Genomic DNA, 24,730 nt, shown 5'->3' on the forward strand with positions numbered 1-24,730 from the left:
CCTGAGGAGGGATCCGGCGGGGTCCGGCGGCGGCCGACGGAAGCGGGTTCCCGGACCGACGACACCCCGAGAACGCGGCACTGACGGAGCGCACCGCTCTCGACGCGGGTCAGTGCTCGCGCGGGGCGGGCACCACGCGCTCCACCTCGGGGTGGACGGTCAGCAGCTGACGCATCGCCGACTCGGCCGCGGTGCCGTCGCCCGTGCCGAGCGCGTCGACGATCCGCGCGTGCTGGGCCAGGGACGTCTCGTTCGGCCGCTCACAGCCGGTGACCGGACCACCGGACACCTGGAGAGCCGCCGACACGATGCCGGAGAGGTGTTCCAGCATGCGGTTGCCCGCGATCTGGATGAGCAGCGAGTGGAACTCGGCGTCGGCGCGCGAGAAGGTCAGCGCGTCGCCCTGCGCCATGGCGTGACTCATGATCTCGACCATGTCGCACAGGCGCTGCTGGACGTCCTCGCGCCCGTGCCCGGCGGCGAGGCGGGCGGCGAGCGGCTCGATCGTCCAGCGCAGCTCGCTGAGCTCACGGCGCTGGTCGTCACGCTGCGGCCCGAAGGCCCGCCACTCGATGATGTCCGGGTCGAGGAGGTTCCAGTCACTGACGGGACGCACGCGCGTGCCGACATTCGGGCGGGCGCTGACCAGGCCCTTGGCCTCCAGGACCCGGAGGGACTCGCGGACGACGGTGCGGGAGACCTCGAAACGCTGGCCGATCTCCTCGGGGACCAGGGGGCGGTCCGCGCCCAGGTCGCCGGAGACGATCATCTGACCCAGCTGTTGAACGAGTTGACCGTGCAGTCCGCGGCCGCGGCTGCCCGCGGCACGCCGGCCCACACGGCCCAGCTCCGGATCCACACCCTCCCAGGAGGGTGTGCCCACACGATCGGTGGCGGGGACCTCCGCATAGGGGTAGCGGTCGAGTTCGCCCGGGCCGACCAGACCAGAGTCTGCGGAGCGGGCGGCGGTCATCATGGTGTGCGCAAGGGTACTCACGGATCCTTTGTCGGCGCTGCCTCCAACTCCCTTGAGGTCTTTGGTGAAAAGCACACGAAAGGGTGATCGCTCACCCCGTCGCAATTGACGCCTTATCGGAAAGAAATGGCCGTTCTGCGGGGAGTTGTGCGCACGGCGGGATCGCAAGCGCCCGGTCCTCGGTCATCGCACCCTGGCTCGCAAGGTGCTGAACAGGTACGCGCAGAGCAGCGCGACGAGCGACAACGCCAGTGCACCGCCCACGGGTTGGGCCAGCACCCGGGCCGCTCCGACCAGATAGCGCTCTCCCCCGAAGGGCCACTTCAGCAGGAACGTCTCCCGCATCCGCATCGGGAACCCGGCGGCCATCCGTACCCCCGTGCCCTGCACAGCCTTGTGTACGACGGGCACGACGAGCACGGGTACGGCGAGCACCGCGGCGAGACCGGCCGTGGTGGACCGGAAGACACCCGCCGCCAGTACGCCGGCCCAGGCACAGCCGACGATCAGCCCGAACCAACTCGTCGTCAGCAGGAGCCAGTCAGCGGGAACCTGTGCGAGCTCCCGACCGTAGACGAGGTAGAGCACTTCGGCGTCGCAGCCGAGGGTGAGGAACGAGAGCAGTACCGCGGTGGCCCCGGAGACCAGCAGTTTCGCGGTGAGCAGCCCCAGTCGGCGGGGCACGGTGCCGCGGTCCGCCGCCAGCGCGGGGTGGCGGAACTCGTCTCCGAAGGCAAGCGCCCCGAGCAGCCCCGCGCCGAGTGCCGCCGGCGGCAGCGGCAGCTCCCGCGGCCAAGCCGCGAACAGCCGGGCCTGCGGGGTGTGCCCGACCCTGGCCAGCAGTACGGCGGTGAGGGCGGACACCAGCAGTACGGCACCGGAGGTGAGAAAGCCGGCACCGATCCCGGCGGCCCGGCGGATTTCATAGCGCAGGGGGCGGAGGGGGCGAGGGGCGGCGCGGACGGAGATGGGAGGCGGAAGCGGGGACAGTGCGTCCGGATCGTCGGCGGGTCCGGAGCGAGCGGGCGGGCGGCTGGTGGGGGCGTCGGCTGGTACGACACGGATCGACGGCTCATCACTGACGGCTTCGGCGGATACGGCGCGCGTCTCCGGCTGCGCAGCCGGAGCTTCGGCCTGTAGCGCGCGCGGCGGCTGGGCCGTGGCAGCTTCGGCGGGTACGGCGTGGACCGGCGGCTGGGCCGCCAGGGCCTCGACGGACATCGCGGTTTCGGCGGACACCGCCCGCGTCGGCGACTGAGTGGCCGTGGCGGCCGGTGGCTGGGCGGGTACGGCGGGCGCCGTCCGGGTGGATCCGGCGTGGCCGGAGGGCTCGGCGGAGCCGAGGGAGGCCGATGGCTTGGCGCGCGCGGGTGCCGTCGGAGGCTTGGCAGTCACCGCGGCGGGCAGTTGGTCGGTGGGGCGCATGCGGGTGGAGAGCTCCGTGTCCGGGGTCGCAGGCACGGGTGCGACGGCCGGGGTGTCGGTGGCCCCTGCGGCGGTGCCGGAGGGCTGTGGTTCAGCCGCGCCGAAGGGATCAGCGGTGACCGTCGGCCGGCTCGAGCCGGGGTCCTGGTCGACGGTGCGCGGTTGCTGTCCGGAGCTCGGGGCGGCCACGGCCTGCGAGCGGCCCTGTTCCGCCCTCGGCTGCGGGGCGACCGCGGCCGTTCCCGTGTCCTTGCGCCGGTCCACCCACGGCGCGTCCTGCCGCCCGGCGGCCGGCCCCTCTGCACCGATTCGCTGCGGATACGCCGACTGGGCACCGTCCACCGCGGTCTGCTCAGCCCCGCTCTCACCACGCCGCCGCTCGCCGGTGGGACGAGCCTCGTCCGCCGCGGTCGGCTCGTCGCACTCCCGCTCATCACCGTCCGGCTCATCGCGGTCCGGCTCCTGCCGCGCCGCCTCCGGTGCCTCGCCCGTCGGCGGCTGCGCCCCGGCGCCCGGGCCCATGTCGCCGATCTCGTCCGCCAGTTGGTGGACCAGAACGCCGTGACGGAAGGCGGTCTCGCCGACTTCGGCGGTCGTACTGCCGTACACGGAGAGGCGGTTGCCGCCCTCCCGTACGACCTCCACCGAGCGGTGGGCCGTGCGGGCCTCCTTGCTGAGAACAGCGGCGAGCCGGGCGGCGTGGGGGCTGCGGACGACCACGCGGGGGCGGAGCCGGGTGCGGGCGAACTCGCCGGCCTCCTGGTCCGCGACGAGCCTGCCGGTCCTCAGGGTGAGGACCCGGTCGGCGGCGCGCGCGGCCTCCTTGGGGTCGGCGGTGGTGAACAGGACCGTGCCGCCCTGCGCCGCGTGCGCCCGGAGCATGCGGTGCAGCCAGTGGGCCTCACGGGTGGGGAGCCCGGCCGCGGGTTCGTCCAGAACGAGGGTGTGCGGGTCGGGGAGAAGGGCGCAGGCCAGGCCGAGCCGTCGGTCCATGCCGTGCGACAGCGTGCCCAGGCATTCCTCGCGCAGGCTGACGAGCCCGACCGCTTCGAGTACTTCGTCGGCGCGCCGGGCCGACACCCCGGTCGCCGCGCACAGCATGCGCAGATGACCGCGGACGGAGCGGGACGGATGACCGGGGACATCGCCGAGAAGCACACCGACCTCACGGGCGGGGTGCGGGATGCGGTGCAGGGGGCGGCCCCTGAAGTGGGTGAGCCCGCGGCCCTGTTGGAGTTCGAGCATCAGTCTGAGCGCCGTGGTCTTGCCCGCGCCCGCCTCGCCCAGGAGCGCGGTGACGCGGCCCGCGCCTGCCTCGAAGGTCACGTCGTCGACGGCGGGCGGGTGCGCCTTGCGGGGGTCGCTGGTCAGTCCGAAGGCCTGGATCACCTTAGGGAAGATAGCGCGGAATGACCGTTTTTCCGGGTATAGAGGGGTTTAATCCTCGTCGAGTTCGCGCTGTCGGACGGTCACACCTCGGGCCGCAGCATCGGCGGGTTGAGCAGGGTGGCCCCGCCGGCCCGGAAAAGCTGGGCCGGGCGACCTCCCTGGCGGGTGGTCGTACCGCCGGTCGGGACGAGAAAGCCGGGGGTTCCGGTCACCTTGCGATGGAAGTTGCGCGGGTCGAGCGCCACGCCCCACACCGCCTCGTAGACCCGGCGCAGCTCACCGACCGTGAACTCGGGCGGGCAGAATGCGGTGGCCAGGGACGAGTATTCGATCTTGGACCGGGCCCGTTCCACACCGTCGGACAGAATCTGGGCGTGATCGAAGGCGAGCGGCGCGACGGGCTCACCGTCCCGGCCGTAGCCGCCCTGCGCGAGCAGTTCCTCCACCGGCGCCCACCGCGCGTTGCTGGCGTCGCCGCCCGCGCGCGGTGCGGGGAGGTCGGGGGCCAGGGCGAGGTGGGCGACGCTGACCACGCGCATCCGGGGGTCACGCTTGGGGTCGCCGTAGGTCGCCAACTGCTCCAGGTGGGCTCCGCCCTCCTGGGCCGGGGCGTCGGGGTCGTGGGCCCGCAGCCCGGTCTCCTCCGCGAGTTCCCGCGCCGCCGCCTGCGAAAGGTCCTCGTCGGCCCTCACGAAGCCGCCCGGCAGAGCCCAGCGCCCCTGGAACGGCGACTCGCCTCTGCGTACCGCCAACGCGCACAGGGCGTGGCGGCGCACGGTCAGCACGACCAGGTCCACGGTGACGGCGAACGGCGGGAAGGCTGACGGGTCGTAGGGCATGCGGTGATCATAGTCGTCTGCCTGACGATAAACACTCCCTTCGGTGCTCACTCCGACGGCTGATCCACTTCGCTCCGGTATGCGCCCCCGGTTCGTTCCGGCATGCGTTCTCCACTCGGTCGTCCTTTCGCCGCAGCCGTGGCGTCGTACCGGCTCACCCTTCTCCCGGCGGGAACTCACGCCCCCAGCTGCAGGCCGTCCGCGGCCTCTTCGACCATGGCCAGGCCGAGCCGGCTGACCCGCACCGAGAAGGGCGCGCCGGCCACCCGCAGTCCGGACAGGCCGAGTTCACCCAGGGGCGCGCTGTGGACCGGGCGAAGGGTGACGGTCCCCGCCGGGGCATCGGGGCGGATGCCGGCGAGCGTGGTGAGGAGCAGGACGCCGGCGGCAGCGGCCGTGGCCGCCGGACGGCAGGCCGCAGGGTGCGGAAGGGGCGCGCTTCCCTCGGAGCGCTGCTCGCCGGCGAACATCTCCGGCAGCCGGTGACCGAAGTGCTCGGACGCCGCCAGCAGGCCGCGCAGCAGCCCGCCCGCCTCCTTCTCGTAGCCCGCGGCGGCCAGCCCGGCGACGGCGAGTGCCGTCTCCTGGACCCGGACTGCGCCGGACCGATGGCCGAACGGGCTGTGTCCCGCCTCCTTGGCCCCCAGGCCGCGCAGCCCCCACCCCGAGTCCATGGCCGGTCCGCCGAGCAGCCGGGCCAGCTGCTCGGTCTGCACCCTGTCGAGCAGGCCGACGGCCGGTTGGCCCGCGCCGAGCAGGCCGGTGTCGAGAAGGTGCACGGCAGCGGAGCCGAGGTGGGCCAGGGGGCGGCCGTCCGGGGTCAGGGCCGCCGCAGGACGGCCGCCTGCTCGGTCCTCGACCCAGAAGTCCGCCCGGAAGGCCTCCCTCAGCTCCGCCGCCCACTGCCGCAGCCCGGCCCCGCCGGACCGGTCGCAGGCGTCGAGGAGGTCGGCCCCGAGCAGGGCGGCCCGGTGGGCGTGGGCCTGGGTCTCGCCGCGCACGGGTCCGCCTGGCTGCGGGTCGCAGAGGTAGGTCCGGTCTCCTGTCGTGGTGCGCAGCCAGGTCAGGCAGCGCTCGGCGGCCGGCAGCAGTTCCCGCGTCTCCTGCTCCGGGAGTCCCCAGCGGCGGGCCTCCGCCAGCAGGACCGGGAAGAGCAGGGTGGCCTCCGTACCCGTGCAGCCCGGTGGCAGGTGTGCTCCGGCGTCGCGGCGCGGGCCGGGGATCATGCCGGCCCGCGGTCCCGGGCCGCGGAGTTGGGTGCGGGCCAGGGTGCGCAGTGTTCCTGCGGCGAGGCGGGTGCCTAGGGGCAGGGTCATCCGGGCGGCGGCGAGTGCCTCGGCCGGGGCCAGACCGCAGCGCCAGGGCGCCCCGGCGGCGAGGTAGCTGTCCGAGGGGTGCGCGGGGTCGCGGAGCAGCAGCGCCTGGAGGTCGTCGATGCTCGTCCTGAGCAGCGCCGTGACCCTGGGGTCGTCGCCCGCCGCCCTGGCCGGTGCCAGCGGGCTGGTCGCGGCACGTCCCACGGCGCGCGGGGGGACCGCGCCGTCCGGGCGTACCCGCAGCTCCACGCTCGCCGTTCCGCCCGGTGGCAGTTCGAACTCCCAGCGCAGCAGTCCCGCCGAGGCCAGCGCGTCGGCGGGTGGTGGGTCCGCCGTGACCGACGCGTTGCCGGTGGGGGTGGTCCAGCGGAGTCCGGAGTCGTGGACGCTGGCCGGGAGTTCGGGGCCTGGGACACCGGAGGCGATGGCGCTCAGGTCGGCCAGGTCCGTGCCGAGAGCCGCCTCCAGCGGCAGGCGCAGGGGGTGGAGTGCGCAGTTGCGCAGGGTGATCCGTTCCGTGCCGTCGGCGTGCCGGATCCGTTCCACGACGACGTCCGGATCCGGTCCCGCCGCCGGGGAGGCCCGGAGCGTGCCGATGAAGCGGGCCGAGTCCGCCCCCGTCATCCTGGCCTGTACGGGGAGCGGTTCGCGGCCCGCGACACGGACCTGGCAGCGCGCGAGCAGCCGCCGGCCCGCGCGGTAGAACCCTTCCAGGCCCTGGCCGGTCAACTGACCGTGTTCCGTGGAGATGGCGAGGCTGGGCAACGCGACGCAGATCAGGACAGTGTGCGTGGGCGGCAGCCCGCCGGCGCCCCCCGGGCCCGGAGGAACCGGTCGGACGGGGACGGGCCGGGGTGGGCGGCCGCGTGGCTGCGCCGGGCTGCCTTCCGCCGACGGGGGACGGGGCGGGCCGTCCCGCAGTCGGTGGTTGTCGGTGGCGGTGGAGGGCGGAGTCGGCTGATGCATGGGGAGGCTTCTTCTGCGCGCTGTGCGCCTGTGATGTGCCGGGCGCCGGACGGAGGGCTCCGAGGGGACAGGGGACATGGGGCGGCACGACCCGTCCAGGCGTTCCGCCACTCAGGTGAACGGAGACGGACTCCTCCTGGTCACGCTCCCGCCTGCCGAAGCCGATCGGATGCCGGGGCGGTGCTGCGCCGTTCGGGCCGGTCGGCCTGCGCCTGCGGCTGCGGACAACCGGGTCCGGCAGGCCGGTACAGAGGGTGCCGGAGGGTGGGCGACCAGGGCGCCGAGCCCCTGCTACGAGGCCCCGGGCCCACCGCACGACGCCACCGGCCCAGGTCCGTCCGGCTGCCGCCCATGACCGCCCCCGCTCATTCGTTCCCCTGGTTGCGGCCGTTCCCGGATCCCCTGCCCTCCTGCGCGGCTCGGCCGCCGCCTGTCTCACTCCGCTCCGCCTTCTCTGCCGCATGTGTGCGCATGCCGCCCGGCCGGGGCGAACCGGGGCGGGTCTGCTCCGGGCGCACCTGCCGCGGGCGGGAGCCTTCCGGTCGCGGCCGTCGGTCGTCAGCGGTGTCCGCGGCGCGGGGGCGGCGACGGCGGCGGGTGCCGGAAGCGGCGGTAGGCGCACCGTTGGCATCACCGCCGTCGCCCCCGCCCTCGCCCTCGGCATCGGCATCGGCATCGGCATCGGGATGAAGCGGAACGGTGTCGCCAACCGCTGCCGCGCGTTCCACGCGTTCCGTGCGCAGGCAGCGGCGGATCGACTCCGGGTCCAGGCCCTCGTTGCAAGCCTGGTGGAGCAGCCGGGCGAAGAGGTAGTCGGGGTCCGCGCCCAGGGCCATCGCCAGGGCCTCCCGTGCCTCCAGATCGTCACCGGTCGACCAGGCGACCCAGCCCGCCAGGGTGAGGGGAGCGGCGGCGTGTTCGCTGTACGGGCCGACGCAGCGGCGGGCCAGGGCTCGCCACAGGCGCAGTGCCGGTCCGGCCTCGTCGCCCTCCATCCAGGCGGCGGCGCGGTCGCGGGTCGTGCGGTCCTGCAGTCCGAGGATCAGCGTCGCGGCCTCGTCGTGGGAGAGCAGGGCGTCGTCGCGGAGGTCCGCCTGGTGGGTGCCGGACGCGGAGGCGGCAGCGGCGTACCGGGCGATGACGCGCTCGGCGAGGGTGAGGGTCTCCTCGGCCACGTGCGCGCGGAAGGCGCCGTCGAGGATGCGGGGCACCAGTGCCATTCCGGCCCTGTCGAGGGCGATCTCCTGCTCCAGCGCGGCGCCGGTCTCCCAGGGGAGCAGCCTGGCCCGCAGCTCGCGCAGGCTGCCGCGTACCTGGATCCCGGCGTAGGTGGCGGCGGCCGCGAGCACGGAGGTGCCGGGCAGGCCCATGGGGGCGCCTTCGGGCGGGCAGCATGCTTCGGTCGGGCAGCAGTACGACCAGAAACGGCCGTCCGAGACGCACAGTGCCTCGATCACGGGCACGTCGAGCCGACCGCACTCGGTACGCAGCAGCTGGGCCAGCGGTGTGAGCCGGCGCATCACGTCCCGGCCCGATTCGCCGGGCGCCGGTTCCTGGCAGACGTAGGCGACCATCTGCTCGGCCCTGGCTCCCCGGCGCTCGCCGCCGGTCACCAGGCCCTGTGCGAGCTGGCGCGCGGCCGACTCCCAGTCGTCCTTGTTCGCGGGGATGCCGAGCCGGGCCCGTCCGCCGAAGCGGCCGCGGCCGGCCCGGTCGTGCAGGGTCACCAGCACCATGCTGTCCTCGGGACGGTACCCGAGCAGATAGGGCAGCGCGTCCGCCAGTTCGGCCGGGGTGCGCAGGGTGACCTGGGTTTCGTGGCCGGATGGCCCGATGGGGACCGCGCCTCGGGTGATGTCGCCGTTATCGGAGGGTCCGGTGGTTTCGCTGTGATTCGTCATGCGCCGACGATCTCGCGGATTGCACGATTCCGGTTGGGCCTGTGGATAAGTCAAATCAGGGACACGACAAGGCCGCCTTCCGTATCCACAGGCCCGCCCGGCTGTCGGTCCCGTCCTGTTGTATGGGACGCATGGAGCACACGAGCAACGATGAACTCCGAGCCCGGGCGGACGCCGTCCTCGCCCGTCTCGTCGGGGACGACACGGGCGCGGCCCGGCTGCGCGAGGACCAGTGGCGGGCGATCGAGGCGCTGGTCGCGGACCGGCGCCGGGCCCTGGTCGTACAGCGCACGGGGTGGGGCAAGTCCGCGGTGTACTTCGTGGCGACCTCACTGCTGCGGGCCTCGGGCAGCGGGCCGACGGTGATCGTCTCCCCGCTGCTCGCGCTCATGCGCAACCAGGTGGAGGCCGCGGCCCGGGCCGGTATCCACGCCCGCAGCATCAACTCCTCGAACACGGAGGACTGGGAGTCGATTCAGGCGGAGATCGCGGCCGGCGAGGTCGACGTCCTCCTCGTGTCCCCGGAGCGGCTCAACAACCCGGACTTCCGCGACCAGGTGCTGCCCAAGCTCGCCGCGGCGACCGGACTGCTCGTCGTGGACGAGGCCCACTGCATCTCGGACTGGGGCCATGACTTCCGGCCCGACTACCGGCGACTGCGCACCATGCTGGCCGACCTGCCGCCGGGCGTGCCGGTGCTGGCGACCACCGCCACGGCCAACGCGCGCGTGACCGCCGACGTGGCCGAGCAGCTCGGCACCGGCGGTGCCTCGGACGCGCTGGTGCTGCGCGGCCCGCTGGACCGGGAGAGTCTCAGCCTGAATGTGCTGCGGCTGCCGGACGCCGCCCACCGGATGGCCTGGCTCGCGGACCACCTGGACGAACTGCCGGGTTCCGGCATCGTCTACACGCTCACGGTGGCCGCCGCCGAGGAGGTCACCGCGTTCCTGCGGCAGCGCGGGCACACCGTGGCGTCGTACACGGGGAAGACGGAGAACGCCGACCGGCAGCAGGCCGAGGACGACCTGCTCGGCAACCGGGTCAAGGCGCTGATCGCCACCTCGGCGCTCGGTATGGGCTTCGACAAACCCGACCTCGGGTTCGTGGTGCACCTCGGCTCGCCCTCCTCCCCCATCGCCTATTACCAGCAGGTGGGCCGCGCGGGCCGCGGTGTCGAGCACGCCGAGGTACTGCTGCTGCCGGGCAGGGAGGACGAGGCGATCTGGGACTACTTCGCCTCGCTCGCCTTCCCGTCGGAGGATCTGGTGCGCCGCACCCTGGACGTCCTCTCCCGGGCCGCCGGCCCCATGTCGCTGCCCGCGTTGGAGCCGCTGGTGGAGCTGCGCCGCTCCCGGCTGGAGTCCATGCTGAAGGTTCTCGACGTGGACGGCGCGGTCCGGCGGGTCAAGGGCGGCTGGATCGCGACCGGGCAGCCGTGGACGTACGACGCGGAGCGGTACGCCTGGGTGGCGCGGCAGCGCGAGGCCGAGCAGCAGGCGATGCGCGAGTACGCGGCCACGTCGGAGTGCCGGATGGAGTTTCTGCAACGCCAGCTGGACGACGAGGACGCGAAGCCCTGCGGCCGCTGCGACAACTGCGCGCGGCCCCGGTTCACGGCCGACACCTCCTCGGCCGCCGTGGACGCCGCCCGGGTCGACCTGGGCCGCGCGGGCGTCGAGGTGGAGCCCCGCCGGATGTGGCCGACCGGCCTGCCGGCGATCGGCATCGATCTCAGAGGGCGCATCCCGGCCGGTGAACAGGCGTCGGCGGGGCGCGCCTTGGGACGGCTCTCGGACATCGGCTGGGGCAATCGGCTGCGACCGCTGCTCGCTCCCCAGGCCCCGGACACGCCGGTGCCGGACGATGTCGCCCGTGCCGCGGTGGAGGTACTGGCCGACTGGGCGAAGGGTCCCGGCGGCTGGGCCCCGGGCGCGGCCGACGCGCAGCCGCGCCCCGTGGGCGTCGTCACGGTCGCCTCGCACTCCAGGCCCCGGCTGGTCCACTCGCTGGGCGCGCGTATCGCCGAGGTCGGCAGACTGCCCCTGCTGGGTTCCGTGGAGTACGCGGGCGAGGCGCCGCGGGTCTCACGCAGCAACAGTGCCCAGCGCCTCAAGGCTCTTGACGGTGCACTGACCGTGCCACCCGGCCTCGCCGCCGCTCTCGCCGAGGTCCAGGGGCCGGTCCTGCTGGTGGACGACTTCACCGAGACCGGGTGGACCCTGGCGGTCGCGGCTCGCATGCTCCGCAGGTCCGGGGCGCGGGGGGTGTTGCCGCTGGTCCTCGCCGTTCAGGGCTGACCGGCCCGCTGCCGCTCGATTTCGGCGCCGGGTGCGGCGTACGAACGTGCCGCGATCGAACGTCCCAGGGGTCGCCGGGTGCCTCATCGGGTAGGGATATAAGCCTCGCACTACCAGATAACAGTCGGTGGCCCCATTTGCTCGTTGCCGCATCCAAGTTCGACAGGAAGAATTGAAGTCCGCTCCCCGCACGGCTCGTCCGTGATCCGGTTGGGCTTTGCTGCGGTGCGCGCGGCCCCGAATCCGATCTCGCCCGCTGTGTGGGCGCGTAGCCGAAGGGAGGAACGTGACCTTCGGATTCGCTCCGTCCTCGGCGGCATCGTTGTCGACATCCGCGTCCGCCGCTTCTGCCAGTCGTCTGCTCGAGCCCGCGGAATGGGCCGACGCCGGAATACCGCTGCTGCGCAACCCTCGCGAGGTCGTCAGTGGTCTGCACGCCCGGCATCACCCCCGTCCCGGCATCGCGGTCGTCGCCGTCCTCGATCCGGAGGAACGGCTGTGTGCCAGCGCCTCCTTCGGCCGACGCTCGGCCCCGGCCGACGGCTGGATGTTCCGCAACACCCTGCTGGCCCAGTTGCGCCGGGTCATCCCGCACGACCTGCGCCGCCGCACCCCGGTGCGGACCGCCGTACTGCTCTACTGCCGCGAGGGGGACGCGCGTTGGACGGAGGAGGACGGTGCCTGGATGTGGGGGCTGCGGGACGCCTGCACTCTGCACGGGCTGCGCTGCGGGGCGTACATCACGCTGACGCACGACGGCTGGCAGGTGCTCGGCGAGGGTCGCGGCGGGCGGCGCCCCAACGCCGACTCGCCTCCCGAACCCTTCGCCCTGTCGGAGGTTCCGCCGCTGCCGCCGCGTACCGGCGGCGCCGTCTCCGACGTACTGCGCCGCGCTGCCGCCCGCTGACCCCCGGCCCCGCAAGGGGGCACCGGTGGTGCCCGCTCAGCCGGGGACGGCGCCCCGGACCTGACGTGCGGCGTGCTCGGTCGCGCCGTGCTCCGCGACGGGCCGCGGTACCCGCCCGTCGTCCGGGCATGCCAAAGGCACCACTGTGCGAGTCACCGCCGCGGCTCCTTCGGTACCTCCGGAGTCCCGGAGGCGCCGGAGACTGCTCAGACGCCCGCGCCCAGCATCGAGTTGATGCGCTGCGGGTCGCCGCAGACGATCAGCAGGGCGCCGGCCCGGGACAGGGCCAGCGGCAGGGCGGTGGCGGCGACGGTGTCGGGGCCGCCGTTGACGGCGACGACGACCACGGGGCGGGTCACGGCACGGGAAGCGACGGCGGCGTCCGTGTAGAAGACGTCGTCGCCCGCGTCGTGCTGGGCCCAGTAGGAGGCTTCGCCGAAGGACAGCTCGTGGTCGGCCCACGGGTGCTGCGCGCCGGTGGTGATCACCAGCACGTCGCCGGGGGCACGACCCGATTCGAGGAGCAGGTCCACTGCTTCCTCGGCCGCGTCGAGAGCGCTCTCGACGGTGGCCGGGATCAGCTGGATCTGCGGGGCCGCCGCTGCCGCGGCGGGGACGGCCGGGCCGGACGGGCCTGGCTTGGCCACGTCACGCGACGCGCGCTGCACCGGGGGCGTCGGCCGCACAGGGCCGGGACGACCGGGACGCGACGGAGCCGCGGGGCGGGGGCCGGGTACGGGACGAGGGGTCGGCGCGGTACGGCCACTGGCCGGAGTGGCGCGGGGACCCTGGGCACTCTCGTGAATCTGAGGCTCCTCGGGAATGAGAGGCATGAGCTGATTTTTATCAAACATTGGTGCAGGTCACGTGAACTGGGTGGCACAACAGTGCGACTGGAACGTCAGAAGTCGAAGCCGAGCTGACCCTCGATCTCCGGAACGCTTCCCTCCGCCCAGCTGCGGACCTTCTTGAGGTGCCGCCACTGGGGCAGCGCATCAAGATACGCCCACGACAACCGGTGGTACGGGGTGGGGCCCCGCTCCTCCAGTGCGGCCTTGTGCACGGGCGACGGGTACCCCGCATTGGCCGCAAATCCGAAGTCTGCATGGTCGATACCCAGTTCGGCCATCATTTTGTCGCGCTGAACTTTGGCGATCACCGAGGCCGCGGCCACGGCGACACACGATCGGTCACCCTTGATGACTGTACGCACCCGCCACGGGGCGCCGAGGTAGTCGTGCTTCCCGTCGAGGATCACCGCGTCGGGACGGACCGGCAAGGTCTCCAGGGCACGGACCGCCGCCAGTCGCAGTGCGGCCGTCATCCCGAGGTCGTCGATCTCCTCCGGCGAGGCATGCCCCAGGGCGTAGGCCGTGACCCACCCCCGCAGCGCCTCGGCAAGTTCCGTGCGTCGCTTGACGGTCAGCAGCTTGGAGTCGGTGAGGCCCTCGGGCGGCCGGCGAAGACCGGTGACCGCGGCACAGACGGTGACGGGCCCGGCCCAGGCGCCGCGCCCCACCTCGTCGACACCGGCAATGACCTTGGCTCCGGTCGTGGCGCGAAGGGAGCGCTCGACGGTGTGAGTAGGTGGTTCGTACGGCATGGCGACCTTAGGGTACGCCGCACTGATCCCCGAGCAACACCCCGGCTTCCCGGACCGTGCCGGGCACCGCCGGAGCGGCGGCTCACGCCTCGCGCGACAGCAGCAGCGGAAGCATGAACCCGTCGATCATCTCCTCGACCTCCTGGTCGTTCCATTCGCTTCCAGAAATCTTGTTGCGGTACATCATCATCGCCGGAATGGCGTCGAGGACATAGCCGTTGGCCGCGTCGGGGCGCACCTCCCCCCGCTCAATACCACGGGTGACGATGTCACCGATCAGCTGGATCGTCGGCCCCACGACCCCGTCGATGATCACGCCATGGAAGCGCTCGACCTGCAGTGGATCGCATTCGTGAATCACCGACCGCAACGCGAACCCAGGCCTCGAGAACATCGCGTCCCGGGTCTGCCGACACAGGGCCAGCAGGTCTTCGCGCACACTTCCGAGGTCGGGGGCCTCCTCCAAACGTGGCAGACCGGCCTGCAACGCGTCGGCGACCAGCTCCTCCTTGGAGGCCCATCGGCGGTAGACCGCCGCCTTCCCGGTCTGGGCCCCGGCGGCGACGCCCTCCATGGTGAGGCCGTTCCAGCCGACGGTGCTGAGCTGCTCCAGGGCGGCGTCCAGGATCGCGCGTTCGAGGACCGCACCGCGCCGACGAGGGGAGGCTGCCTGCGGGGAAGCGGCAGTCCAGCGCGAGGTAACCATCTGAGTTTCTCCAGCGAGCAAGGGGAAGCGGGGATTCCGGAGCGGAAGGGCGCGGCGCGCGACGGCAAAGGGGGACGCGGCACGCGACGCGCAGTTAAGTGAACGCTTGCGTTCTCTACCGAGGACTCACTACCGTTGACGCGACAGTGAACGCCAGCGTTCACTAACACCTTCGTGGGGGATCCATAGTGACAACCTCTCAACTGATACAGGACCACAAACCTGGTGCGGCCCGCCGGCAGGGGCGCCCCGGCATCGCGCTCGCCGTGATTGCCGCCTGCCAGCTCATGGTGGTACTTGATGCGACGATTGTGAATATCGCGCTCCCGCACATTCAAGACGCGCTCAAGTTCAGCACCACGGACCTCACGTGGGTGGTCAGCGCCTACACTCTCACCTTCGGCGGCCTGCTGCTCCTCGGTGCCCGGGCCGGTGACATCCTCGGCCGGCGCCGGGTGTTCATGACCGGCATCCTGCTGTTCACCTTCGCCTCGCTCCTCGGCGGTCTCGCCCAGGAACCCTGGCAACTGCTCGCCGCCCGCGCCCTCCAGGGCATGGGTGGCGCGATCGCGTCGCCGACCTCGCTGGCGCTGATCACCACGACGTTCCCCGAAGGTCCGGAACGGAACCGGGCGTTCGGCGTGTTCGCCGCGGTCTCCGCGGGCGGCGGGGCCATCGGCCTGCTGGCCGGGGGCATGCTCACCGACTGGCTCGACTGGCGCTGGGTGCTCTTCGTCAACGTGCCGATCGGACTGCTGATCGTCGCCCTCACCCCGCAGTACATCAACGAGTCCGAACGGCATCCCGGACGGTTCGACATCGCGGGCGCGCTGACCTCCACCCTGGGCATGGCTTCTCTGGTCTACGGCTTCATCCGGGCCTCCGAGAACGGCTGGCGGGACGGTCTGACACTCGGGTCGTTCGCCGCCGCGGTGGTCCTGCTGTTGGCCTTCGTCTTCATCGAGACGCGGGCGAAGGAACCCATCACACCACTGAGGATGTTCGCCGACCGCAACCGCTCCGGCACCTACGTGATCATGCTCAGCCTGGCCGCGGCGATGTTCGGCATGTTCTTCTACATCGTGCTGTTCGTGCAGAACGTGCTGGGCTACAGCCCGATCAGGGCCGGTCTGGCCTTCCTGCCCGTGACGGCGGCCATCGCCGTCGGCGCCGGGCTGTCGCAGCGGTTCCTGCCCGTCCTCGGCCCGAAGCCGTTCATGATGACCGGTTCGGCGCTCGTGGTCGTCGGGCTCACCTGGCAGACGTTCATCAGGCCCGACAGCTCCTATCTCGGCGGAATCCTCGGGCCCATGCTCGTCTTCGGCTTCGGCATGGGACTGAACTTCGTGACGGCGACCGTCACCGCGGTCTCCGGTGTCGCCCAGCGCGAGGCCGGAGCGGCTTCCGGGCTGCTCAACGCCATGCAGCAGGTGGGCGGGTCGCTGGGCCTGTCCATCCTGACCACGGTGTTCGGCTCGGCCAGCAAGGACGAGGCGAAGAAGCAGCTGCCGAAGTTCCTCGCCGACGGGTCGCCGGAGCAGAAGGCGGAGTTCGCCAAGACCCATCAGCTGCCCGCACCCTGGGGGCACGAGGTGCTCGCGCACGGCATCTCCACCGCGTTCATCCCCGCCGCCGCCATGGCCGGGCTGGGCCTGCTCACCGCCTGGCTGGTGATCAAGGTCCGCAAGAGCGACCTCGAAGCCCTCGCCGGCACGGCCGGCCCGGGACTGGGCTGACCCCACCGGGTCCGCGCACAGCCGCGGATGGTCGCACCTCCGCCGGGGGACAGACGGCAACGGCGGAGGCGCGGCTATCCGCACCACGGCCATCTGCATCACGGCCATCCGCACCGTGGCCGACATCGCGGCCGTCGACGCCGCGATCGTCGGCACGGCGTACACCATCAGAAGAACCACCCCGCCCCACACGACCGACACCTCCCCCGCGGCTACGCCTCCCGCCCCCTGTCGGCGCATGCGCCAAGTGGGGCAGCTGCCGTGAAAACGCCGGGCCGTCACACAGAGTTCCCTCCGGACACGGAGAGTTTCCCATGTGGCCACGGGTTCGCCGCGGAACGCAGATGCCGGGGACTGAGACCGGGACGGCCTCGGACCGCCCCGGCTTCACCCCGGCGCTCATCGGCGGCCCGATCGGCGGCCCGCAGGCACAAGGCTCGCCACGAGACGACAGCACCCGTCTCGTCGTATGCCTCCAGAGCGGTGTGGAACCGTGGCGTTCCGCCCGGGCCGCCTCGACAGGGGCCCGGACCGCGGCGGCCCCGCCGCACACGGTCCCGGACCGACCTCAGTCGATCATCCGGCGGCGCCGGTCCCCGTCGCCGCCGGCACCCATTCCGGCAGCGCCTCCGTGCGCTCCGCCCACGTGGCCGGCGGCGCTCCCGCGCTCCCGCCCGCGAGCACGCCGCCCACGATGGCGCAGGTGGTGTCCACATCGCCGCCCACCTGGGCGGTCACCCAGAACGCCGTCTCGTAGTCGCCGAGGGCGCGTGCCGCCGACCAGAGCGCGAAGGGGACGGTGTCATGGGCGGTCGTCCGCCGTCCGCAGCCCAGGACGGCCGCTACGGTGCCCGCGTCGGCGTAGTCGAGCATGTCCCGGGCGCGCCGCAGGCCCTGGCCGACGGCGCTCCTGGGGACCAGGGCGACGACCCCGTCGAGGAGTGCCTCGGGGCTCGGCGGGCCGCCGGGCGCGGCTGCCAGGGCCGCTGCGGCCGCCACGGCCATGGCACCGACCACGGCCTCCCGGTGCTGGTGCGTGGGGTAGGCCGAGATCTCGGCCTGGTGGGTGGCCTGCTCCGGATCGTCCGCATACCAGGCGCCCAGGGGCGCGATCCGCATCGCCGCGCCGTTGCCCCAGGAACCCTGGCCGTTGAAGAGCCCGGCGGCCAGCTCGCGCCAGTCGCCGCCCTCCCGGACGAGGCGGAGCAGGCGGTTGACGGCGGGGCCGTAGCCCCGGTCGAAGTCGTGGTGCGCGGCGAAGGAACGGGCCAGGGCATCCTGGTCGACGTGGTGGTGGGCGGCCAGGACGGCGACGACGGAGCAGGCCATCTCGGTGTCGTCGGTCCACTGCCAGGGGGCCGGAGGCAGCTCCCGCCGCTTCAGCAGCGGGTAGTTCGCCGGCACGAAGAACTGCGAGCCCAGCGCGTCGCCGACGGCGAGTCCGCGCAGGCTGGCCAGGGCGCGCTCCAGGCGCCCCGGAGTCGAGGAATCGGTGGAGGAGATCATCGCGGCCAGCCTAGCCGCTCATCCAGTGGGGCTCCGGGTCCCGCCAGCGGTCGAAGGGCTGGTTGAGCGTGTACTTGCCGTCGTCCCCGAGAACGAGCATCCGCATCTCGGCGTTCCCGGGGTTGGAGAGCGACTCGAACTCCGCGACCGTCCAGTGGAACCAGCGCATGCAGAACAGCCGCATGGCCAGGCCGTGGGTCACCAGGAGCACGTTGGGCGGGTGGTCCGGCGCCTCGAAGCTGCGGAACAGGCTCTCCAGGAAGCCGCCGACACGGTCGTACACGTCGGCCCCGGACTCACCCTGCGGGAAGCGGAAGAAGAAGTGCCCGTACGCGTCCCGGTACGTCTTCTGGAGCCGTACGTCGTCGCGGTCCTGCCAGTTTCCCCAGTCCTGCTCTCGCAGCCGGGGTTCCTCACGCACGCGTATGAGATCCGGGTCGAGGTGGAAGGCGCGGAGGGTCTCGTGGGTACGGCGGTAGGGCGAGACGTACACGCTGACGGGTTCCCGGCCGAAGATCTCCCGGACGCGTTTTCCGGTCTCTTCGGCCTGCCGCCAGCCCCGCTCGGTCAGGGCCAGCGCGTGGTCTGGTTCCCGCTCGTACACGGAGTCGTCGACATTGCCGGTTGACTCGCCGTGCCGGACAAGGACGATGCGCCGTGGTCGTGCCATGCCAAAACCCTAGATCGAGTGACGAAAAATCGAGCACTCGGATGGGCCCCATACAGCGCAGGTCACACAAATCGAGGGTTGGATATTCAAACGATCCAGGTCGGCTCGAGTTCCACGATGTCACCCGTGAGGGCCGCGATGTCGGCCTCGGTCTGGGCGCGCAGCGCCAGCCGCTCCACTCGTTCGGTGCGGTACTTGCCGTGCTCGGCGGCCGACCGCCACATCGAAAGGATCATGAACTCGTGCTCCGGGGCCTCCGCGAACATGCCGCGGATCATGCCGGGCGAGCCGGCCATCGCCGGGTTCCAGACTTTCTCCTGCATCAGCGTGAAGTGTTCGACGCGCTCCTCGTGCACCCGGCAGAGAGCCACCCGGACCAGGTCGCTGTCCGTGAAGCGCGGTTCGAAGCCGGTCTTCACATCGAACCGGTACTCGAACAGCTTGACCTGCTGGTCCTTGTACGTGCCGGACTGGGACGCGGCCAGGCGGTCGTGCGAACGCGCCATGAAGGAGTCGTAGAAGGCACGGCTCTCCCAGAAGGCGAAGATGTGCGCCACTCCCGGTCGCTGCCGACTCCAGCCCCCGCCCTGTCCCCGAAATCCCGGCTCCCCCAGAAGCCCCGCCCATTTCCGCTGCCCCCGCTCGAAGCCCCGGCGGTCAACCACGGCGCAGCGAATCCACTTGACCAGCACCGCGCCATCGTAAGGCCATGAGGCGTGGCGCCGGTCACGCTCCGGCGGAGATCACCCGCGCATACGCCCCGGCGCGCGTGGCACGATGGACAAAGAGCCTGGGCAGCCTGTCGGTTGGGGCAGTGGACCTCTAGGGGGAAGGGGACGCGTGATGAGCGGTTTCAGCAAGGCGATCAGCAAGGTCGAGGTCGCGGTGAAGTGGGATCCCAGCTCTTCCGGGCAGCCACCCACCGATCTCGACGTCATCGCCGGGACGTTCACGACGGTCGACCCGTACGGAACTCCGGCCTATCTCGTGCACTTCGACAGCCGTTCGCCCGACGGCACGATCTTTCTCAACCGGGACAGCCAGGACGGCAAGGGCTTCGGCTGGGACGAGGTGATGACGCTCGAACTGGACCGGCTCGACAGCCGGTACGCGCGCGTTGTCGTCGGCGTCGTCATCCAGCAGCGGCCCACGCACCGGACGTTCGTGAATGTCCTGAACCCGGCCGTCCGCGTCCGGGAGGGCTACAACGTGCTGGCCGAGGACGACTTCGGCTCGGTCCTCGGGGCTACGGCGGCCACCGTCGCGGAGTTCGTGCGCGACGGGTCCGGCGACTGGAGCTTCCGGCCCGGGTTGCACGGCTTCGAGGACGACCCGGTGGTCTTCTCCCGGGAGATGGGCGCGCTCGGCCGCCCCTGACGGCCGCACGGCCGCCCGGGGCGCGGAAATGGTAAGGGGCGCCGGCTACGGCCGGCGCCCCTTACGTCATGTCACATCGACTCGTCAGCTGCAACCGCTGGTCGAGCCGCAGCCCTCGCAGATGTAGCAGGAACCGGCCCGCTGCATCTTCGTACCGCAGGAGAAGCAGAGCGGGGCGTCGGCCTGGATGCCCAGCTGCATCTCCACCAGCTCGGCGCTGGTGTGCGCCTGCCTCGGGGCGGGCTTGGCCGAGCCGGCCTCGATCTGGGGGGCGGCGACGGCCTTCAGCTCCTGGGTGCGCGGCGCCGACTGGGCCAGGCCCTCGACGTCGACCTCGTCATCCTCGAGGGACGGCTCGTACGAACCGGTCTCCAGGTGCCGCTGACGCTCCTCGGCGGAGTGGATGCCGAGCGCGGAGCGCGTTTCGAACGGCAGGAAGTCCAGCGCCAGGCGGCGGAAGATGTAGTCGACGATCGACTGCGCCATCCGCACGTCCGGGTCGTCCGTCATACCGGCCGGCTCGAAGCGCATGTTGGTGAACTTCGAGACGTACGTCTCCAGCGGCACGCCGTACTGGAGGCCGACGGAGACCGCGATGGAGAAGGCGTCCATCATGCCCGCGAGGGTCGAGCCCTGCTTGGACATCTTCAGGAAGACCTCGCCCAGGCCGTCGTCCGGGTAGGAGTTGGCCGTCATGTAGCCCTCGGCGCCGCCGACGGTGAAGGACGTGGTGATGCCGGGACGACCCTTCGGGAGGCGCTTGCGGACCGGACGGTACTCGATGACCTTCTCGACCGTCTCGCGGATGGTCGCCTCGGCCTTCTCGGTGACCTCGGCCTTCTCCTTCTCCTTGGTCTTGGCGGAGAGCGGCTGGCCGACCTTGCAGTTGTCCCGGTAGATCGCGAGCGCCTTCACGCCGAGCTTCCAGGCCTCGTAGTAGATCTCCTCGACCTCCTCGACGGTCGCCGTCTCCGGCATGTTGACCGTCTTGGAGATCGCGCCGGAGATCCAGGGCTGGATTGCGGCCATCATGCGGACGTGGCCCATCGGGGAGATGGCACGCTCGCCCATGGCGCAGTCGAAGACCTCGTAGTGCTCGTGCTTGAGGCCGGGGGCGTCGATCACGTTGCCGTTCTCGGCGATGTGGGCGACGATCGCCTCGATCTGCTCCTCCTGGTAACCCAGGCGGCGCAGGGCCTGCGGGACCGTGCCGTTGACGATCTGCATCGAGCCGCCGCCGACCAGCTTCTTGAACTTGACCAGGGCCAGGTCGGGCTCGACGCCGGTGGTGTCGCAGGACATCGCGAGACCGATGGTGCCGGTGGGGGCGAGGACGGACGCCTGCGAGTTACGGAAACCGTTCTTCTCGCCGAGGCGCACCACGTCCTGCCAGGCCTCCGTGGCGGCGGCCCAGACCGGGGTGTCCAGGTCGTCCATGCGGACGGCCACGGTGTTGGCGTCGGCGTGCTGCTTCATGACGCGGTTGTGGGCGTCGGCGTTGCGGGCGTAGCCGTCGTACGGGCCGACGACCGCGGCGAGCTCGGCGGAGCGCTTGTACGCGGTGCCGGTCATCAGGGAGGTGATGGCACCGGCGAGGGAGCGGCCGCCGTCGGAGTCGTAGGCGTGACCGGTCGCCATCAGCAGGGCGCCGAGGTTGGCGTAGCCGATGCCGAGCTGGCGGAAGGCGCGGGTGTTCTCGCCGATCTTCTGGGTCGGGAAGTCCGCGAAGCAGATGGAGATGTCCATCGCGGTGATGACCAGTTCGACGACCTGGGTGAACCGGTCGACGTCGAAGGACTGGCTGCCCTTGCCGTCGTCCTTCAGGAACTTCATCAGGTTCAGCGAGGCGAGGTTGCAGGACGTGTTGTCCAGGTGCATGTACTCGCTGCACGGGTTCGAGCCGTTGATCCGGCCGGACTCCGGGCAGGTGTGCCAGTGGTTGATGGTGTCGTCGTACTGGATGCCCGGGTCGGCGCAGGCCCAGGCCGCCTCGGCCATCTTGCGGAACAGGCTCTTGGCCTGGACCTCCTCGATGACCTCGCCGGTCATCCGGGCGCGCAGACCGAACTGGCCGCCCTGCTCGACCGCCTTCATGAACTCGTCGTTCACACGGACCGAGTTGTTGGCGTTCTGGTACTGGACCGACGTGATGTCGTCCCCGCCCAGGTCCATGTCGAAGCCCGCGTCGCGGAGGGCGCGGATCTTCTCCTCCTCCTTGACCTTGGTCTCGATGAAGCCCTCGATGTCGGGGTGGTCGACGTCCAGGATGACCATCTTGGCGGCACGGCGGGTGGCGCCGCCCGACTTGATGGTGCCGGCGGAGGCGTCGGCGCCGCGCATGAAGGAGACCGGGCCGGAGGCGTTGCCGCCGGAGGAGAGCAGCTCCTTGGAGGAGCGGATCCGGGAGAGGTTCAGGCCGGCACCGGAGCCGCCCTTGAAGATCATGCCCTCTTCCTTGTACCAGTCGAGGATCGACTCCATGGAGTCGTCGACGGACAGGATGAAGCAGGCGGAGACCTGCTGGGGCTGCGGGGTGCCCACGTTGAACCACACGGGGCTGTTGAAGCTGAAGATCTGGTGCAGGAGGGCGTACGCCAGCTCGTGCTCGAAGATCTCGGCGTCGGCCGGGGTGGCGAAGTACTTGTAGTCCTCGCCGGCCTTCCGGTACGTCTTCACGATGCGGTCGATCAGCTGCTTGAGGCCGGTCTCGCGCTGCGGGGTGCCGACGGCACCCCGGAAGTACTTGCTGGTGACGATGTTGACCGCGTTCAACGACCAGAAGTCGGGGAACTCGACGCCACGCTGCTCGAAGTTGACCGAGCCGTCGCGCCAGTTGGTCATGACGACGTCACGGCGCTCCCAGCTCACCTCGTCGTACGGGTGCACGCCGGGGGTGGTGTGGATGCGCTCGATACGCAGTCCCTTGGTGGCCTTGGTTCCCTTCGCGCGGGAACTCCGTGCCGGACCGCTCGCCGTCTCTGTCATGCCGCCTCCCTCTACGGGCTAAAACGCCCTGAAATGCCACGATGTTCCCGTGACACACTGTTCTGTTATCGCGTCGCGGGCACCCTCAGTTGCCACCCGCGACAAGTCCTGGATCACCGTCCGACAACCGGATTCGGGCCCTCCGCCCGGTTCCGGTCCGCCCGTCAGCCGGCGATATGAACGGGCGCGGGCACCCGTGGGCTCCCGCCTGGCCCGTGATCGTCCTCCTGGCCCCCCGCTCCCGCGTCTTCGTCGTCCGCGGCGGGGTCCTGCGCGGCCTGCCTCAGCTCCGCGATCGCCGCCTCGAAGTCGTCGAGCGAGTCGAACGCCCGGTAGACGGAGGCGAATCGCAGATAAGCGACGAGGTCGAGCTCCTGCAATGGACCGAGTATGGCCAGCCCCACGTCATGGGTGGTCAGCTCGGCGCTTCCGGTGGCCCGCACCGCCTCCTCGACCCGCTGGCCGAGCTGGGCGAGTGCGTCCTCAGTGACAGGCCGTCCCTGGCACGCCTTGCGCACGCCGTTGATGACCTTGGTACGACTGAACGGCTCGGTGACTCCGGACCGCTTGACCACCATGAGCGAGCACGTCTCCACGGTCGTGAAACGACGGGAGCAGTCCGGACACTGGCGGCGCCTGCGGATCGACGTGCCGTCGTCGGTCGTACGACTGTCGACCACGCGGCTGTCGGGATGCCTGCAGAAGGGGCAGTGCATGATCTCCAACCCTCCTCACAGCAGACTCAATAGCCTCGCTGGGCCACATGGGCCCCTCGAAGCAGCCCCAAGCATAGGCGATCTCAGAGAGACCGGGGACCCGGGGGACCACAACTTGTGGGCTGCTGTAGCAATCCAACCACTAGATGTGGTGATTGGCTGATACATCGCCAGGTTGCGCGTGTCGCACACGTACCGCTACGGCGGATACGGAGATACCGTGGGCGCCGCACGGAGGTCACGTGCGACTCCGGCGCAGATGGGGACGGACATCCCGGTCGGCGGCGGCCCGGATGGCAGACTGGACACACCCACAAGGCCATCCCCCCGGCGGTGAAGAGTACAACAATGGGCCCTTTTGCCCGCCGGGTACCGCGTGAGCCATACACCCAGACATGTGATCGCGTAAGGTGAACCACGTTTTTTCACTCGAACGTGTGTTTGGCGCAACCTTTCGAAAGCAACTACCGTTGTCCAGCAGGGAGACCATCGAGAGGGGCCGACGTGACCACGACCGCAGACAGTGCCACCATCACCGCCCAGGACCGCTCCCAGGGCCGACTCGACCCGGTGCATGCCATGAACGAAGCCGTGAATCCCGAGGGACACAAGCGTTCCCTGCCGGGTCGACCTCCAGGCATCCGGGCGGACAGCTCGGGCCTCACGGACCGGCAGCGCCGGGTGATCGAGGTGATCAGGGACTCGGTGCAGCGGCGGGGCTACCCGCCGTCGATGCGGGAGATCGGCCAGGCCGTCGGCCTGTCCAGCACGTCCTCGGTGGCGCACCAGCTGATGGCACTGGAACGCAAGGGCTTCCTGCGCCGCGACCCGCACCGCCCGCGCGCATACGAGGTGCGCGGCTCGGACCAGGCCGTGACCGTGCAGCCCACGGACACCGCCGGCAAGCCCGCCGCGTCGTACGTCCCGCTGGTCGGCCGGATCGCCGCCGGTGGGCCGATCCTCGCCGAGGAGTCGGTCGAGGACGTCTTCCCGCTGCCCCGGCAGCTGGTCGGTGACGGCGAGCTGTTCGTGCTCAAGGTCGTCGGTGACTCCATGATCGAGGCCGCGATCTGCGACGGCGACTGGGTCACCGTCCGCCGCCAGCCGGTCGCCGAGAACGGCGACATCGTCGCCGCCATGCTCGACGGCGAGGCCACCGTCAAGCGCTTCAAGCGCGAGGACGGCCATGTCTGGCTCCTCCCCCACAACGCGGCCTACGAGCCGATCCCCGGCGACGACGCGACCATCCTGGGCAAGGTCGTCGCGGTACTGCGGCGCGTGTGACGCCTGCGGCGGGCGGTCATCCCGCCCGCCCTCCGATCGGGCCCCGGGACCCCTGCGCCGGTTCCGGGGCCCTGCAGTGCCCGGGGCCCGTTCGTTCGCGTGTCCGGATCGCGGGTTGGCCTGTCCCGGTG

Annotated in this window: 18 protein-coding genes; 5 read left to right on the top strand and 13 right to left on the bottom strand. The window is 71.4% G+C overall.

Annotated elements, in window-relative coordinates:
* Nucleotides 1-109: 109 nt before the first annotated feature.
* The 5 genes from ACWGKQ_RS48295 to ACWGKQ_RS48315 all read right to left on the bottom strand — a co-directional run bounded on the left by ACWGKQ_RS48295 (nucleotide 110) and on the right by ACWGKQ_RS48315 (nucleotide 8,812).
* Nucleotides 110-997: a FadR/GntR family transcriptional regulator gene (locus ACWGKQ_RS48295; RefSeq protein WP_453298478.1), complete on the bottom strand. Its 888-nt coding sequence runs from the start codon at nucleotides 995-997 to the stop codon at nucleotides 110-112.
* Between the two features lie 162 nt (nucleotides 998-1,159).
* Nucleotides 1,160-3,790, bottom strand: a complete 2,631-nt coding sequence (locus ACWGKQ_RS48300; RefSeq protein ID WP_453298479.1) for an ATP-binding cassette domain-containing protein — start codon at nucleotides 3,788-3,790, stop codon at nucleotides 1,160-1,162.
* A gap of 80 nt (nucleotides 3,791-3,870) precedes the next feature.
* The gene (locus ACWGKQ_RS48305) at nucleotides 3,871-4,629 is read right to left on the bottom strand and encodes an NUDIX hydrolase (RefSeq protein ID WP_093498678.1); all 759 of its coding nucleotides are present in this window, start codon (nucleotides 4,627-4,629) and stop codon (nucleotides 3,871-3,873) included.
* 176 nt (nucleotides 4,630-4,805) lie between these two features.
* Nucleotides 4,806-6,911 (bottom strand): glycogen debranching N-terminal domain-containing protein, encoded by a 2,106-nt coding sequence (locus tag ACWGKQ_RS48310; RefSeq protein WP_453298480.1) that lies wholly within the window; start codon nucleotides 6,909-6,911, stop codon nucleotides 4,806-4,808.
* Nucleotides 6,912-7,276: 365 nt separating this feature from the next.
* Nucleotides 7,277-8,812 (bottom strand): DUF4192 domain-containing protein, encoded by a 1,536-nt coding sequence (locus ACWGKQ_RS48315; protein ID WP_453298481.1) that lies wholly within the window; start codon nucleotides 8,810-8,812, stop codon nucleotides 7,277-7,279.
* 131 nt (nucleotides 8,813-8,943) lie between these two features.
* Here ACWGKQ_RS48315 and ACWGKQ_RS48320 point away from each other — a divergent pair, with 131 nt between their 5' ends.
* Both ACWGKQ_RS48320 and ACWGKQ_RS48325 read left to right on the top strand, forming a co-directional pair.
* Nucleotides 8,944-11,109: a RecQ family ATP-dependent DNA helicase gene (locus ACWGKQ_RS48320; protein ID WP_453298482.1), complete on the top strand. Its 2,166-nt coding sequence runs from the start codon at nucleotides 8,944-8,946 to the stop codon at nucleotides 11,107-11,109.
* Nucleotides 11,110-11,395: 286 nt separating this feature from the next.
* Complete coding sequence (locus ACWGKQ_RS48325; RefSeq protein WP_453298483.1) at nucleotides 11,396-12,016, top strand: hypothetical protein; 621 nt, start codon at nucleotides 11,396-11,398, stop codon at nucleotides 12,014-12,016.
* Nucleotides 12,017-12,222: 206 nt separating this feature from the next.
* Here ACWGKQ_RS48325 and ACWGKQ_RS48330 read toward each other — a convergent pair whose 3' ends face one another.
* The 3 genes from ACWGKQ_RS48330 to ACWGKQ_RS48340 all read right to left on the bottom strand — a co-directional run bounded on the left by ACWGKQ_RS48330 (nucleotide 12,223) and on the right by ACWGKQ_RS48340 (nucleotide 14,325).
* Nucleotides 12,223-12,849: a hypothetical protein gene (locus tag ACWGKQ_RS48330; RefSeq protein WP_453298484.1), complete on the bottom strand. Its 627-nt coding sequence runs from the start codon at nucleotides 12,847-12,849 to the stop codon at nucleotides 12,223-12,225.
* Between the two features lie 68 nt (nucleotides 12,850-12,917).
* Nucleotides 12,918-13,619, bottom strand: a complete 702-nt coding sequence (locus tag ACWGKQ_RS48335) for a ribonuclease HII (RefSeq protein WP_453298485.1) — start codon at nucleotides 13,617-13,619, stop codon at nucleotides 12,918-12,920.
* Between the two features lie 82 nt (nucleotides 13,620-13,701).
* Nucleotides 13,702-14,325 carry a TetR/AcrR family transcriptional regulator gene (locus ACWGKQ_RS48340; RefSeq protein WP_453298486.1) on the bottom strand — a complete coding sequence of 208 codons (624 nt, stop codon included), beginning with the start codon at nucleotides 14,323-14,325 and terminating at the stop codon, nucleotides 13,702-13,704.
* 188 nt (nucleotides 14,326-14,513) lie between these two features.
* On the opposite strand from ACWGKQ_RS48340, the gene ACWGKQ_RS48345 reads away from it, so the two are divergent.
* Nucleotides 14,514-16,061 (top strand): MFS transporter, encoded by a 1,548-nt coding sequence (locus tag ACWGKQ_RS48345; RefSeq protein ID WP_453298487.1) that lies wholly within the window; start codon nucleotides 14,514-14,516, stop codon nucleotides 16,059-16,061.
* Between the two features lie 576 nt (nucleotides 16,062-16,637).
* Here the strand turns inward: ACWGKQ_RS48345 and ACWGKQ_RS48350 are convergent.
* The 3 genes from ACWGKQ_RS48350 to ACWGKQ_RS48360 all read right to left on the bottom strand — a co-directional run bounded on the left by ACWGKQ_RS48350 (nucleotide 16,638) and on the right by ACWGKQ_RS48360 (nucleotide 18,929).
* Nucleotides 16,638-17,567 (bottom strand): ADP-ribosylglycohydrolase family protein, encoded by a 930-nt coding sequence (locus tag ACWGKQ_RS48350; RefSeq protein ID WP_453298488.1) that lies wholly within the window; start codon nucleotides 17,565-17,567, stop codon nucleotides 16,638-16,640.
* A 10-nt stretch (nucleotides 17,568-17,577) separates the two neighbouring features.
* A complete protein-coding gene (locus tag ACWGKQ_RS48355; protein WP_453298489.1) occupies nucleotides 17,578-18,237 on the bottom strand; it encodes a histidine phosphatase family protein in 660 nt (219 codons plus the stop codon).
* Between the two features lie 86 nt (nucleotides 18,238-18,323).
* Nucleotides 18,324-18,929, bottom strand: coding sequence for a YdbC family protein (locus ACWGKQ_RS48360; RefSeq protein WP_453298490.1), 606 nt, complete (start codon nucleotides 18,927-18,929; stop codon nucleotides 18,324-18,326).
* A 151-nt stretch (nucleotides 18,930-19,080) separates the two neighbouring features.
* On the opposite strand from ACWGKQ_RS48360, the gene ACWGKQ_RS48365 reads away from it, so the two are divergent.
* Complete coding sequence (locus ACWGKQ_RS48365; protein WP_453298491.1) at nucleotides 19,081-19,614, top strand: TerD family protein; 534 nt, start codon at nucleotides 19,081-19,083, stop codon at nucleotides 19,612-19,614.
* 84 nt (nucleotides 19,615-19,698) lie between these two features.
* Here ACWGKQ_RS48365 and ACWGKQ_RS48370 read toward each other — a convergent pair whose 3' ends face one another.
* Together ACWGKQ_RS48370 and nrdR are read right to left on the bottom strand one after the other, a co-directional pair.
* Nucleotides 19,699-22,599, bottom strand: coding sequence for a vitamin B12-dependent ribonucleotide reductase (locus tag ACWGKQ_RS48370; RefSeq protein WP_453298492.1), 2,901 nt, complete (start codon nucleotides 22,597-22,599; stop codon nucleotides 19,699-19,701).
* Between the two features lie 164 nt (nucleotides 22,600-22,763).
* The gene (gene nrdR, locus ACWGKQ_RS48375) at nucleotides 22,764-23,315 is read right to left on the bottom strand and encodes a transcriptional regulator NrdR (RefSeq protein ID WP_453298493.1); all 552 of its coding nucleotides are present in this window, start codon (nucleotides 23,313-23,315) and stop codon (nucleotides 22,764-22,766) included.
* Nucleotides 23,316-23,819: 504 nt separating this feature from the next.
* Here nrdR and lexA point away from each other — a divergent pair.
* A complete protein-coding gene (lexA, locus tag ACWGKQ_RS48380; protein WP_133028126.1) occupies nucleotides 23,820-24,599 on the top strand; it encodes a transcriptional repressor LexA in 780 nt (259 codons plus the stop codon).
* Nucleotides 24,600-24,730: the final 131 nt, after the last annotated feature.

The organism is Streptomyces sp. NPDC054770, assembly GCF_053611985.1.

Bases quoted from the DNA above. Each gene is read 5' to 3' on its own strand.
- ACWGKQ_RS48305 (WP_093498678.1), bottom strand. From the start codon at position 4,629: ATGCCCTACGACCCGTCAGCCTTCCCGCCGTTCGCCGTCACCGTGGAC.
- ACWGKQ_RS48310 (WP_453298480.1), bottom strand. From the start codon at position 6,911: ATGCATCAGCCGACTCCGCCCTCCACCGCCACCGACAACCACCGACTG.
- ACWGKQ_RS48315 (WP_453298481.1), bottom strand. From the start codon at position 8,812: ATGACGAATCACAGCGAAACCACCGGACCCTCCGATAACGGCGACATC.
- ACWGKQ_RS48320 (WP_453298482.1), top strand. From the start codon at position 8,944: ATGGAGCACACGAGCAACGATGAACTCCGAGCCCGGGCGGACGCCGTC.
- ACWGKQ_RS48330 (WP_453298484.1), bottom strand. From the start codon at position 12,849: ATGCCTCTCATTCCCGAGGAGCCTCAGATTCACGAGAGTGCCCAGGGT.
- ACWGKQ_RS48335 (WP_453298485.1), bottom strand. From the start codon at position 13,619: ATGCCGTACGAACCACCTACTCACACCGTCGAGCGCTCCCTTCGCGCC.
- ACWGKQ_RS48340 (WP_453298486.1), bottom strand. From the start codon at position 14,325: ATGGTTACCTCGCGCTGGACTGCCGCTTCCCCGCAGGCAGCCTCCCCT.
- ACWGKQ_RS48350 (WP_453298488.1), bottom strand. From the start codon at position 17,567: ATGATCTCCTCCACCGATTCCTCGACTCCGGGGCGCCTGGAGCGCGCC.
- ACWGKQ_RS48355 (WP_453298489.1), bottom strand. From the start codon at position 18,237: ATGGCACGACCACGGCGCATCGTCCTTGTCCGGCACGGCGAGTCAACC.
- ACWGKQ_RS48365 (WP_453298491.1), top strand. From the start codon at position 19,081: ATGAGCGGTTTCAGCAAGGCGATCAGCAAGGTCGAGGTCGCGGTGAAG.
- ACWGKQ_RS48370 (WP_453298492.1), bottom strand. From the start codon at position 22,599: ATGACAGAGACGGCGAGCGGTCCGGCACGGAGTTCCCGCGCGAAGGGA.
- nrdR (WP_453298493.1), bottom strand. From the start codon at position 23,315: ATGCACTGCCCCTTCTGCAGGCATCCCGACAGCCGCGTGGTCGACAGT.